This window comes from Gordonia ajococcus (assembly GCF_012974285.1).
GTDB lineage: Bacteria > Actinomycetota > Actinomycetes > Mycobacteriales > Mycobacteriaceae > Gordonia > Gordonia amicalis.
In genome coordinates this window covers 3,233,413-3,245,525 of the sequence record NZ_CP052884.1, presented here as the reverse complement: position 1 = coordinate 3,245,525, position 12,113 = coordinate 3,233,413, and the positions used below count along the sequence as shown (strand labels likewise).

The window sequence follows — 12,113 nt, the reverse complement described above, 5'->3', positions numbered from 1 at the left end:
TGATGCGAATGTGTGTGGCACTCTTGACGGTTCTGTGGGTGCTTTCCGGTGCGCCTAAAGGGCGCAACGCCCTGTCTCACATAAGGTTTGGTTTGCGAAGACTAAACCGAGGAGCAGGGCGTTGCGTGGTACCAGACTACTGCAGAAGTTACTGAAGATCGAGCACCTGGTGGTGCTCGACGTTGCCTTTGAAGACGATGATGACGGCCGGCTATTAGTTGTCTCGGTGCGTGCACATCGCGCACAAAGCTCGCGGTGCCCGCACTGCCGACGGCGCCGGCCGGGCTATGACCGTGGGACCCAACCCCGGCGTTGGCGGCATCTCGACCTGGGCGGAACACGCTGCTACCTGCAGGGATATGTTCACCGCGTGGACTGCGCACACCATGGCGTGGTCACTGAGCACGTGCCATGGGCACGGCCCGCCGCCAAGATGACCCGAGCCTTCGACGACACGGTCGCCTGGCTTGCTGCGCACAGCCCGGCCTCAGCGGTGTGTGAGTACATGCGGGTCTCGTGGCGTACGGTACAGCGCATCATCGCTCGTGTCGTCGCCGATCACACCGGACGCACCGATCGGCTGAATGGCTTGCGCAGGATCGGGATCGATGAGATCGCCTATCGGAAGGGCCGACGCTATATGACGGTGATCATCGATCACGACACCGGAAGATTGGTGTGGGCACGCGAGGGGGCAACCAAGAAGACTCTTCGCCAGTTCTTCGACGAGCTCGGCGTCACACGCAGCGCAGAGCTGACCCACGTGAGTGCCGACGCAGGTCAATACATCGAAACTGTTGTCGCAGAACGTGTTCCCGACGCTATCCGATGCATGGATCCGTTTCATGTCGTCCAGTGGGCGACGCGGGCCGTGGACCGGTGCCGCAGCCGAGTCCTCCACCGTGTCCGCGGACTCTCGAACACCGATCGTCGGCATCTGAGATGGGCGTTGTTGAAGAACCCCGAAAACCTCACGCCAGCTCAACAGCGGACATGCGAGCTGGTCGTCAAACGCGCCAATAGCGAACTCGCCCGCGCCTACCAGCTGAAAGAGGAACTCCGCCACATCGTCACCGGGACCCATTCTGGTGCGTGGCGACGGCTCGAACTCTGGCTGCATCGGGCAGAACACAGTCGAATCATCGAATTCGTCGGTCTATCAAAATCGGTACGACAGCAGCAGGTCCAGATCTACAACTCGGTTGTCGTGGGCTTATCGAACGCCCGGGCCGAAGCCACCAACACCCACCTGAGAGCGCTGACCAAACGAGCCTACGGATTTCACTCCCCAGAAGCTCTCACAGCCATGGCCACCCTCACCCGAGGCGGTGCATGTCCCGTTCTGCCGCACCAATAGTGGCCCACGAAAACGTCAAGAGGACCATGTGTGTTCGACTGTACGCGCAATCACGCTGCCGTGCAACGACTATCGCCGCCATTCCAGCCATCCCGCATTGTCGGTGGTGCGTGATATGGGCATCCCCATCCGGGTCGGAGGTGTCCGACCAGTGGCTCGAGAAAAATGACCCTTACGGTATACCGGTAGGGGGTATATAGTCGACGGCATGAGTGCAACGATGACCCATTCCGGGCGTGAAGCGAAGATGCACGAAGGTCACCAGCATGCTGGTGGCGAACACGGCGGTCACGCCGACCATGTCGGGCAGTTCCGCCGACTGTTCTGGATCATGCTGGTCCTCGCGGTACCGACGGTGGCGTTCAACGAGATGTTCGCCCATCTGATCGGCTACTCGTTACCGCATCACGGGTGGGTCATGTGGATCTCACCGGTGCTGGGCACGGTCATCTATCTCTGGGGCGGTCGCCCGTTCCTCATGGGCGCGGTAGGAGAGATACGTTCCCGCGCCCCGGGGATGATGCTGCTGATCGGGCTGGCCATCACCGTCGCGTTCGTGGCGTCGTGGGGTGCGAGTCTGGACCTGCTGTCCGCCGAGCTGAACTTCTGGTGGGAGTTGGCGCTCCTCGTCGTGATCATGCTGCTGGGGCATTGGGTCGAGATGCGTGCGCTGGCACAGACGACATCGGCTCTCGACTCGCTGGCCGCGTTGCTGCCCGACAAGGCAGAGAAGGTCGACGGCGCCGGAACGGTCGCCGTCGCCGTCGACGAGCTGGTGGTGGGCGATGTGGTGCTGGTCCGGCCGGGCGCTTCCATCCCGGCCGACGGTGAGATCCTCGACGGTGCCGCCGACATCGACGAGTCGATGATCACCGGTGAGTCGCGCCCGGTGCGACGATCGGTCGGGGAGCACGTGGTCGCCGGGACGGTAGCCACCGATTCGGCGGTTCGGGTGCAGGTCACCGCAATTGGTGACGACACGGCGCTGGCCGGGATCGAACGGCTCGTCGCTCTGGCCCAGGCCTCATCGTCGCGTGCCCAACGACTTGCCGATCGCGCCGCCGGGTGGCTTTTCTGGTTCGCCGTCGCGGCGGCGGCTGCCACCGCCGTGGTCTGGACCGCGGTCGGAATGCCGGACTCGGCGGTCGTACGTGTGATCACGGTGCTCGTCATCGCCTGTCCACACGCGCTGGGTCTTGCCATCCCCTTGGTGGTGTCGATCGCGACAGAGCGTGCCGCGCGTGGGGGAGTGCTGATCTCCGACCGGCTCGCCCTCGAGAGCATGCGGTCGGTCGACGCCGTTCTGTTCGACAAGACCGGGACCTTGACCCGCGGAACCCCGACGGTCCGCGACGTCGAACCCGCCGACGGCCGCACGGCCGACGAAGTCCTGGCGCTGGCCGCGTCGGCGGAGGCCGACAGTGAGCATCCGCTCGCTGTCGCGATCGTCAAGGCCGCACGAGATCGGGGATTGATCGTCTCGCCGGCACAGGATTTCGCTTCGTCACCGGCCGTGGGTGTCTCGGCACGAGTGGACGGAGTCGTCGTGGCGGTCGGCGGGCCGAGATTGCTCGACAGTTACGCGGCTGTGGAACTCCCGGTCGCCGGGACCTGGCGGAACGACGGGGCGATCATCCTGCACGTCGTCGCCGACGGTGAGGTTGTCGGCGCCCTCGCGCTGACCGACGAGGTGCGTCCGGAATCGCGGGACGCCGTCGACGGCCTGCGTCGGCGTGGGATCGAGGCGGTGATGGTCACCGGGGACGCCCGTGCCGTGGCCGACGACGTGGCTCGCCATCTGGGGATCGAGCGCGTCTACGCGGGTGTCCGGCCCGAGGACAAGGCCGAGAAGGTGGCCGAATTGCAGCGCGAGGGCAAGCGGGTCGCGATGGTCGGGGACGGGGTGAACGACGCTCCGGCACTTGCGCAGGCTGACGTGGGTATTGCCATCGGCGCGGGTACCGACGTCGCCATCGCCTCCGCGGGTGTGATCCTGGCGTCCTCGGACCCTCGGTCGGTGCTGTCGGTGATCGAACTGTCGCGGGCGAGCTACCGGAAGATGGTGCAGAACCTGTGGTGGGCAGCCGGGTACAACCTGATCTCGGTTCCGCTCGCCGCGGGCGTCCTCGCGCCGGTCGGATTCGTGCTGCCCATGGGCGTCGGCGCGATCCTGATGTCGGTGTCGACGGTCGTCGTCGCGCTCAACGCTCAATTGCTCCGCCGACTCGATCTGTCCCCAGGTGGGCAACCGTCCCGGTGAACTGCGACTGATGAACTGACCGAGCGCTTCCTCTGAGGGCCCGGACCCGCTGTCCACCGGCGGGATCCGGGCCCTTCGTCGTCGGCCGGGATGGCTCCGACCGCAGGTTCGCCATCCGAAATGACGAGATTACTCAAGTGATGTCACTCACATGGGGTCATTTGTCCAAGGTGTGCACCCGTTTAGTCGGTGATGAGACCCGTTGTGTGGCAGTGGGTTTCGATTTCATATATGACAGCGGGCGTTTCGGATGCCGAAACCGCAATTGTCGATTCCTGGAATCGTGCCGCAAGACGCGCAAATTGATATTTGCTGGCCGGTGACACGACGAGAAATAGGAGGTTGAAAATGTCTCGTCTTCGGGCACCCGCCCCGTTCCTACTCATCGATGCGAAGATTTGTGACATCTACTCATGAATTGCAGCTTCCCTACCCACGCCACACCTCACGCATGTGGCACATCAGCAAATGTGTCGCGGCGTCGTCGAGGCGGCACCATCAAACAATTGTCGTCGGCCTTGATCGGGGTGACCATGACCGCGAGCGTCGTGGTGACCGGATTCGGCGGCGTCGGCGCTGCGCTCGCGTCGCCGACCGTTCCCACTTTCAATCTGTTCATTCCCGGGACATGGGAAACGGATGCTGCTGCTGATCCGACCCGCGCCACCGGCGCGCTGGCAGCGGTCGCCGACTCGATCTCGCGCCGCCACGGCGACTCGGCCACCATCTACTTCCTGCCGTACATGGCGCGCGCCTTCGACAACGGGCGGACATACGGTGACAGCAAGGCCACGGCGATCGCGAATGCATCGCGGGTGCTCGCCGACCGTGCGGAGGCCGACCCGGATCTGAAGTTCACGATCAGCGGCTACAGCCAGGGTGCCGACGCCGCCGGCGACCTGGCCGAGGCCATCGGCAATGGCGAAGGACCGATCCCTGCCGACCGGGTTCTTGCAGTCGGTCTCCTGGCCGACCCGGGTAACGGAACCGCCGGTCAGGAGACGGTCGGCCCGACGGCTCGCGGCACGGGGATCGCCGACCCGCGCCCGAGAGGGATGGGGGACCTGTCCGGCAGGGTGACGAGTATCTGTGCCCCGGCCGACCTGTACTGCTCGATAGACAAGCGACGGCATCCCGTCCTGGGGAAGATCGGCACGGTTCTCAGTGAGGGGGCGGAGGAGGTTGCGGACGCGGTCGAGACCGCCATCGACGTCATCGGCACGATCACGAGGATCGACTACGCCGCACTCGGGGCCGAGATCGGCCGATTGCCGCAGCTCATCGGGATGGGAGACCTCCGTCGGGCCCACCGGGTGGCGGGCCGTCTGAATACTCGGATGCGTCCGTTCGTCAAGCTCGCGGACATGGTTGACTACGCGCGAACGGCACGGGTCCTCGACCTCATCCCGGACCAGACCGGTCTCGCGAAGGTCGGCGCCTCGATCTGCCGGGTGCTCGATCGCGTCGACTTCGTGCGTGCCGCGGACCTCGTCGGCGAGGTTCAGGAGCTCACCTGGACTGCGGCAGGGGCGGTGGGGGCACGAGTCGGTGCCGCGTCGCTGCCCACATCCGAGGTCTCGGTCGAGCAGGTCCTGGGCCTGGGGAAGGAGTTGGTGTCGCTGGTCTCGGACTCGTCGGTCGAGGTATCCGGCAACGGGGTGAACGACGGCGCGTCGGACACCGGGGTGTTGTCCGAGCTGATCTCGCCCGAGTTCAAGAAACTGGGTAAGGAGCTGGCCGCGATCATCACGAGGCAAGCTCTTACCGACCCGGCGTCGTTGATCCGTGACGCCGTCACGGCGAAGGACTTCTACTCGGGCAACGTGCACACGAACTACGCGAAGTTGGTCGTGGACGAGGTCGGTCGCAGCGCGATCGGTTGGCTCGGGGTATGGCTCGCGGAGGCCATCGACAAGGCCGGCTCGAAGTCGCGAGCCGGTTCCGGCTAGGGATCGGCACGGGCCGGAGGCGCCCGCGTGGGCCCTTCGGCCCGATCTTTCGGGGCCTTTGTCTCGATTTCACCCATGGTCACGGAGATGGATCACAACGTTTTATTGCCTCTTCTTCATTGTGCGTTGTCATCATTGCAATGGGTGTTGTCGCAAATTTTGGGCCACTGACGAACTGGGTCGAATGTCCATTGGGTGATTAGTTCGAACGATCTACAAAAAGGGCGACAGATGTATCCGAAATAGTGGAACGAATGACCTAGATGCGGTGATCGACTTCACGTGGCTATTGTCGAGAAACCGGCAATAACAATCGCCAGACGATCTAAATTTCTCCTCGGCAGCAATGGGCTGCCTTCCTGCAGAACGATGGACGGAAGATGACTGACAACCAGACCCCCACCAGTGCCCCTCTGGCCGACGAGCGCAACCGAAAGAACCGGAAGCGCAAGGCCATCCTCGCCTCGGGCGCGGTCCTCGGCATCGGCGCCGTGGTCACCCTCGCCGCGTGGAACGACACCGTGTTCAGCAACGGGACGTTCGGTATCGGCGACACCGCCTGGAACGTGCAGGGCAGCGTCAACGGGACGGACTTCCTGGAGTACGAGACCAGCCCCGGTGGCACCGTCGCGTTCCCGGTGGAGCTCGGGGTCGACCCGGCAAACCTGATGCCCGGTCAAACCACCAAGGGCAGCTTCTGGCTGAAGGAGACCAAGGGCAACCTGGCTGCCGACATCACCATCCATCCGTCCAACGCCACCAACACGCTCGGGCAGGCGTTGCGGGTGACCGTCAAGGACGGGACCACGAACTTGATCAGCGATCAGCCGCTGAGCAGCACCACGGCCGCGACCACCTTCCAGGTCGCGGCGGGCGCCACCAAGAAGATCGACTTCGAGGTGACCCTCCCGGCGAATGCCAACCCGAACGCCATCGCTGACACCAGCGTGAATGCGATCTGGGAAATGAGGGCACAGAGCGTCGGGGGCTGATGAACCGGCCCCGAGCCGGCGGAGCGCTCCCCCTCGGCCTCCGCCGGCCGGGGCCGACTCGCCCGCAACCGATCTCGGGTCGGCGCGACCCGCAAACACTTCAGAGAGACAGTCCGATGACGACGACCGCGACCCCACGACCCGACCAGTCCCCGGAGACCGGAATACGCGAGTCGTGGAACGTGACCGACCCGAGGCGGATCGGGACACCCGATTCGAACGCGGCCTGGCCGTCGACTCCTCGGATGTTCATCCCCGCGTCGGACGCGGTCACCCAGCCGCTTTCTCCCGTCACATCCCCGCCGACAGCGGTCCCGGGGGAGACTGCCGAAACACCGGTCGCCGCTACCGTTCCCCGGTCCGGCGCGCACTCGGCGATCGCCAAGCTCGGAGATTGGGTGCTGAACATCCTCGCGGTGTTCGGCGTCCTGTGCATTGCGCTGACCGTGCTCGCCTTCGCCGGCAACTACACGATCATCCTGTTCAAGACCGGCTCGATGGATCCGACGATCCCGCAGGGGTCGGTCGCTGTCGTCCACGAGATTCCGGCCACCGAGGTGAAGGTCGGCGACATCATCACTGTCGATCGTGAACCCGGCCTGAAGCCGATCACCCACCGCGTGATCGCGGTCGAGCAACTGGGCGGCGGCGAGGCGCTCATCTCGATGCAGGGCGACGCCAATCCCAATCCCGATCCGGAGCCGTACCGCGAGAGCACGGTGCGCAAAGTCGTCTGGCACATACCGGGTCTCGCGAAGCAGGTCGTCTGGTTGTCGCACCCCTACGTTCTGGGCGGCATCACCCTGGGCGCCGCGCTCCTCGTGCTCTGGGCCTTCTGGCCGAGAGCCGAGGCCGCTCGACGCAAACACTGACCGGCGCCTCACCGGCACACCACAAACACAGAAACACAACGGCGTATGAGCATGCATCTCACCAAGCGCAGCAAGATCCTTGTCGCCATAGTCGGCGTCGTCGCGATCCTCGGCGTCATCGCGCAGGCCACCGGCGTCCTGGCCGCGTGGAACGACAAGGTCTGGGGCAACTCGAGTTTCACGCGGGCCGCCAATCTCGAGGGGTATGCACGGTCGACGACCGCACACGCATACACAGACCGTGCGATCACCAGTGGCGAGTTCACGGCGACAAACGCCACCCACACCCACGTGAATCCCGGCTCCAGCCTGGTTCCCAGCGCGACCGGCTGGACCCACGCCTCGAGTACCGGAATCCTGCTGTTGGGAACGGTGGCGGCGGACGGCCGGTCGTCGGCGACGTACACGATGAACGGCAGTGTCGTGACGGCTACCTCTGCGTCGAACGCCAAGAACATCGAGCTCTTCCCGACCGGCTTCGCCTCTGTGCTGAACACCGACAACAGCCAGTATTCGGCCTCGGTGAGCTGCTCGTCCAACAACTGGGGCGGGACCGTCTCCACCAATGCAGTGGCCCCGGCCGGGGGCAACTTCCGGGTCGGGCTCACCAACTCCTACGCTGTTCCGTCCGCGAACCAGACCACCACCATCGATTCGCTCGCCGTCGGATTTCGGGTGCAGGGAACCCTCAAGAGCGTGGTGACTACAACCGCGAAGCATGCACTGTCCACCCTGATCCTCGACGTGGACATCAAGACCGCGATCACACTGACCACCGTGTGGACGGTCACTGTCCAGTTCGTCCGCGCCGAATGCGGCATCGGTGAACCGCTTCCGAGCGCCGGCGTCCAGAGTGCGGCGGCACGGATGGCCCGCCTCGCCCCGAGTTCGTCGAGCACAGAAACCTCGGAATCGGCGGCGAGTTCCAGTGTGGAGAGTTCGGAACCGGCGAGTCCCGACAGTGAATCCGCGTCCTCAGGGTCGGAGAGTTCCTCGGCAGCCGACTCGGAGTCCAAGGGGTCTTCGTCGGCGACACCCTCCACCGGCGAGAGTGCAGATGCCCCGGTTCTGAAGGAGGGGACGACAACACCGACCGTCGTCGAGATAGGGAGTCGTTTCCCGGTGATCGCCACCGACGGCGCCGATCTCGGTACGGCGACCCTCCAGAAGATAGAGTCCACCGCACCGTCGGACGGGGCTCAGGCGACGATCGCGGTCGAGATGACGGTCACCACATCCGACGCCAAGGGCGACGGACGGTTGTCGTCGATCGCCTGGGACGACTTCGCCCCGCTGGTCGGGGGAGTGCAACAGGCGGCCGGACAAGCCACTGCCGAGGGGCCGCCGCTACCGGCGCACCTCGAGCCGGGCGGGACCTACACCGGATGGGTCGCGTTCACGGCGCCGAGCGCTGCGGGTAGCGCCATCTGGACGCCCTCGGGCACATCGGGATTCACGTTCGTTCTACCGGAGCCCACGGTTCCGGTGACGTCGACGACCTCGCAGCCCGCACCCGTTGCCGAGGCACCAGAGACGAGCGCACCGGAAACGAGTGAGCTGACCGCCGACGCCCCGGAGGCCGACGCGTCCGAGCCCGAGGACTCCGACCCGGTACCCACCGCGGAGAAGGCCGGCTCACGGTCGGGTTCCGAGGACTCGGCGGACGCCGAGTAGCCGGTTCCGTCCCGTCGCGCCTTGACTCGCGAACCGGGCCGACACGCAACGGGATTCGCTGTCACCGTGAGTCGTCTCCAGGATGGTCCGTCTGCACCAACACGGCGAGAGCGCTTGCCAGATAGTCGTCTTCGGCCTCGTTGCCGGGCAGGTCGAGTGCGCGTCGGTAGGCGTCGGCCGCACAGTCATGGTCGTCCAGCTCTTCGAGCGTGAGCGCGCGTGCGAGTGGAACGGGCGATACCGGTCGAGCGCGGGGTTCGACGCCAGGCGGTCGAGCATCGCCAGTCCGCGCGTCGGACCGAACGCCCGGCCGACGGCGACGGCTCGTCCCACCCGCACAACCGGTCCCGGATCGTGGGTTTCCTCCACCGCTCGACGGGTCACGACTTCATCGTTCCCCCAGTCATCTGCCGCCGGACCGGAGTGGCCCGACACCATGGTGACGTACGGATGACTCGGATATCGACAGCCGCAGACAACTGGTTTTCCCGACGGACCGGCTCCCGACGCAGCGACCTGTGAAACGAGAAGTGGGAGGTCCGAAAACGGACCTCCCACTCGTCGGGGTGGATGACGGGACTCGAACCCGCGACAGCCAGGATCACAACCTGGTGCTCTACCAACTGAACTACATCCACCATCGGCGCCGGAAACCTGGGTTTTCGCCCGGGCCTCAGAGCCAAGAACACTCTAGCGGGTCGATGCCTCAGAACTCCAATCGGTTTTCTGACCTGGGCTTTCAGGCGGGTCCGAGATCCTTGACGATGTTCGCCAACGTGTCGACGTCGGGGCCGGGCGTCGGCACGAACGCCGCCGCGCGGTAGTAACGGAGCTCGCGGATCGACTCGCGGATGTCGGCGAGCGCGCGGTGGGCGAGGCCCTTCTCGGGCTGGCCGAAGTACACGCGCGGGTACCAGCGGCGGCACAGTTCCTTGATGGAACTGACGTCGACCATCCGATAGTGCAGGTAGGCGTCGAGTTCGGGCATGTCGCGGGCGATGAAGCCGCGGTCGGTGGCGATCGAGTTGCCGGCCAGCGGGACGGCTCCGGGCGTCGTCACGTGTTTGCGGATGTAGTCGAGGACCATCTTCTCGGCCTCGGCGAGCGTGACGGTGGACTTGCGTACCTCGTCGGTGAGGCCGGAGTCCGCATGCATCTTGGTCACGACGTCGGGCATCGACGCGAGAGCCTCGTCGTCGGCGTGGATGACGACGTCGACGCCGTCACCCAGGATGTTGAGGTCACCGTCGGTGACCAGGGCCGCGATCTCGATCAGCTTGTCCGATTCGAGTCGGAGGCCGGTCATCTCGCAATCTATCCACACCAGTTTGTCCTGCACCCGACAACCTTAGCCAACCGTCACGACAAGCCCGCGTGAGACGCGGAACAGCGAACCGACCCGGGCTATCGTGTCCCTCGTGACCGAAGCCCTCAGCCCTGCTCAGACGATCGCCGCCGGCTACGCCTTCACCTCGACCTCGCTCGAACTGGGGACGGTGTCGGTGGACGGACAGGTCGACGCCACCGCCTCGGTGCGCATCCCGCTCGCGATGATGAACCGGCACGGCCTGGTCGCCGGGGCCACGGGTACCGGCAAGACGAAAACGCTGCAGTTGCTGGCCGAACAGCTCTCCACCAACGGGGTGCCCGTGGTGATGGCCGACATCAAGGGCGACCTGTCAGGACTGAGTCGCGAGGGCGTCGGCAGCGACAAGATCGTCGAACGCGCACAGCAGACCGGCGATGCCTGGCGGCCGGCCTCCCATCCGGTGGAGTTCGTCTCGCTCGGGTCCACCGGCATCGGTGTGCCCATCCGGGCGACGATCACGTCGTTCGGTCCGATCCTGCTCTCGAAGGTGTTGGGACTCAACGACACCCAGGAGTCCACTCTCGGGCTCATCTTCCATTGGGCGGACAAGAAGGGCCTGCCGCTGCTCGACCTGAAGGATCTGCGGTCGGTCATCGCCTTCCTCACCGGCGACGAGGGCAAGGCGGAGTTGAAGAACATCGGCGGGGTGTCCCGCCAGACCGCGGGCGTGATCCTGCGTGCGCTCACCAATCTCGAGGCCGGCGGCGGCGACACCTTCTTCGGTGAGCCCGAGGTGGAACCCGCCGATCTGATCCGGCTCGCGGCCGACGGCCGCGGCATCATCACGCTGTTCGAACTCAGTGCGCAGGCCACCCGCCCGGCCCTGTTCTCGACGTTTCTCATGTGGATTCTGGCCGACCTCTTCGAGTTCCTGCCGGAGGTCGGCGACCTCGACAAGCCGAAGCTGGTCTTCATCTTCGACGAGTCGCATCTGCTGTTCGACGACGCGTCCAAGGCGTTCGTCGATCAGCTCGTGCAGACGGTGAAGCTGATCCGCTCGAAGGGCGTGGGCGTGTTCTTCTGCTCTCAGCTGCCCACCGACATCCCCAACGAGGTGCTCTCGCAGCTCGGCGCCCGCATCCAGCATGCGTTGCGCGCCTTCACCCCTGACGATCAGAAGGCGCTGAAGAAGACGGTCAAGACCTATCCGGTCTCGGAGATCTACCAGCTCGAGCAGGTCCTCACGTCGCTGGGTACGGGCGAGGCCGTGGTGACGGTGCTGTCGGAGAAGGGTGCGCCGACACCGGTCGCGTGGACGGTGGTGCGCCCGCCGCGTTCGTCGATGGATGCCATCGGGGCGGAGGCGATCACGGCTGCGGCCACGACGAGTCCGTTGTACGCCAAGTACGGGCAGTCGACAGATCGCGAGTCGGCCTACGAGGTGCTCGCCGCGAACACCCTGTCACCCGGGGAGTCCGCCGACGCACCGGCCCCCGTGCCGGTACCGTCACCCGCCCCTGCACCGAAGCGGGCTCCGGCACCGACGCAGGCACCGAAGCCGGCACCCGAGGAGCCGGACATCATCACCGAGGTGCTGACCAGCAAGCCGGTCCAGAGCTTCCTGCGTTCGGCGGCCAGTGCCGCGGGACGCGAGTTCAGTCGCGCGATCTTCGGTACGGGTCGACGTCGCCGGCGGTGAG

General features: G+C 65.4%; 9 protein-coding genes, 1 tRNA gene and 1 pseudogene. 7 read left to right on the top strand and 4 right to left on the bottom strand.

Annotated elements, in window-relative coordinates:
- The first annotated feature begins 121 nt into the window (after window positions 1-121).
- The 4 genes from GAA2_RS14715 to GAA2_RS14700 all read left to right on the top strand — a co-directional run bounded on the left by GAA2_RS14715 (window position 122) and on the right by GAA2_RS14700 (window position 6,558).
- Window positions 122-1,357 (top strand): ISL3 family transposase, encoded by a 1,236-nt coding sequence (locus tag GAA2_RS14715; RefSeq protein WP_191834435.1) that lies wholly within the window; start codon window positions 122-124, stop codon window positions 1,355-1,357.
- Window positions 1,358-1,577: 220 nt separating this feature from the next.
- Window positions 1,578-3,617 (top strand): heavy metal translocating P-type ATPase, encoded by a 2,040-nt coding sequence (locus tag GAA2_RS14710; RefSeq protein WP_375295610.1) that lies wholly within the window; start codon window positions 1,578-1,580, stop codon window positions 3,615-3,617.
- Between the two features lie 533 nt (window positions 3,618-4,150).
- Window positions 4,151-5,566 (top strand): cutinase family protein, encoded by a 1,416-nt coding sequence (locus tag GAA2_RS14705; RefSeq protein WP_232513096.1) that lies wholly within the window; start codon window positions 4,151-4,153, stop codon window positions 5,564-5,566.
- A gap of 380 nt (window positions 5,567-5,946) precedes the next feature.
- Window positions 5,947-6,558, top strand: a complete 612-nt coding sequence (locus tag GAA2_RS14700) for a SipW-dependent-type signal peptide-containing protein (protein WP_024498579.1) — start codon at window positions 5,947-5,949, stop codon at window positions 6,556-6,558.
- A gap of 100 nt (window positions 6,559-6,658) precedes the next feature.
- Here the strand turns inward: GAA2_RS14700 and GAA2_RS14695 are convergent, their stop codons facing one another.
- Window positions 6,659-6,832: a hypothetical protein gene (locus GAA2_RS14695; RefSeq protein WP_191835044.1), complete on the bottom strand. Its 174-nt coding sequence runs from the start codon at window positions 6,830-6,832 to the stop codon at window positions 6,659-6,661.
- 124 nt (window positions 6,833-6,956) lie between these two features.
- Between GAA2_RS14695 and GAA2_RS14690 the strand changes: the two genes are divergently transcribed.
- On the top strand, window positions 6,957-7,430 hold the full coding sequence (locus GAA2_RS14690) for a signal peptidase I (RefSeq protein WP_232513097.1): 474 nt from the start codon (window positions 6,957-6,959) through the stop codon (window positions 7,428-7,430).
- A 45-nt stretch (window positions 7,431-7,475) separates the two neighbouring features.
- On the top strand, window positions 7,476-9,104 hold the full coding sequence (locus GAA2_RS14685; protein WP_081712425.1) for a hypothetical protein: 1,629 nt from the start codon (window positions 7,476-7,478) through the stop codon (window positions 9,102-9,104).
- A gap of 61 nt (window positions 9,105-9,165) precedes the next feature.
- Here GAA2_RS14685 and GAA2_RS23225 read toward each other — a convergent pair.
- From GAA2_RS23225 to orn, 3 genes and pseudogenes are all read right to left on the bottom strand, one after another.
- Window positions 9,166-9,467: pseudogene (locus GAA2_RS23225) on the bottom strand (RNA polymerase sigma factor); the annotation flags it as partial.
- 202 nt (window positions 9,468-9,669) lie between these two features.
- Window positions 9,670-9,742: transfer RNA gene (locus tag GAA2_RS14680), tRNA-His, on the bottom strand.
- Between the two features lie 101 nt (window positions 9,743-9,843).
- Window positions 9,844-10,443, bottom strand: a complete 600-nt coding sequence (gene orn, locus GAA2_RS14675) for an oligoribonuclease (protein ID WP_024498576.1) — start codon at window positions 10,441-10,443, stop codon at window positions 9,844-9,846.
- 70 nt (window positions 10,444-10,513) lie between these two features.
- On the opposite strand from orn, the gene GAA2_RS14670 reads away from it, so the two are divergent.
- Entirely contained in the window at window positions 10,514-12,112 is a 1,599-nt protein-coding gene (locus GAA2_RS14670; protein ID WP_191834434.1) for a helicase HerA-like domain-containing protein, read from the top strand.
- The last annotated feature ends 1 nt before the right edge of the window (window position 12,113 follow it).

What these genes read in the sequence shown, in the direction of transcription:
- GAA2_RS14710 (WP_375295610.1), top strand. Translation starts at nt 1,578, where the DNA reads ATGACCCATTCCGGGCGTGAAGCGAAGATGCACGAAGGTCACCAGCAT.
- GAA2_RS14705 (WP_232513096.1), top strand. Translation starts at nt 4,151, where the DNA reads ATGACCGCGAGCGTCGTGGTGACCGGATTCGGCGGCGTCGGCGCTGCG.
- GAA2_RS14700 (WP_024498579.1), top strand. Translation starts at nt 5,947, where the DNA reads ATGACTGACAACCAGACCCCCACCAGTGCCCCTCTGGCCGACGAGCGC.
- GAA2_RS14685 (WP_081712425.1), top strand. Translation starts at nt 7,476, where the DNA reads ATGAGCATGCATCTCACCAAGCGCAGCAAGATCCTTGTCGCCATAGTC.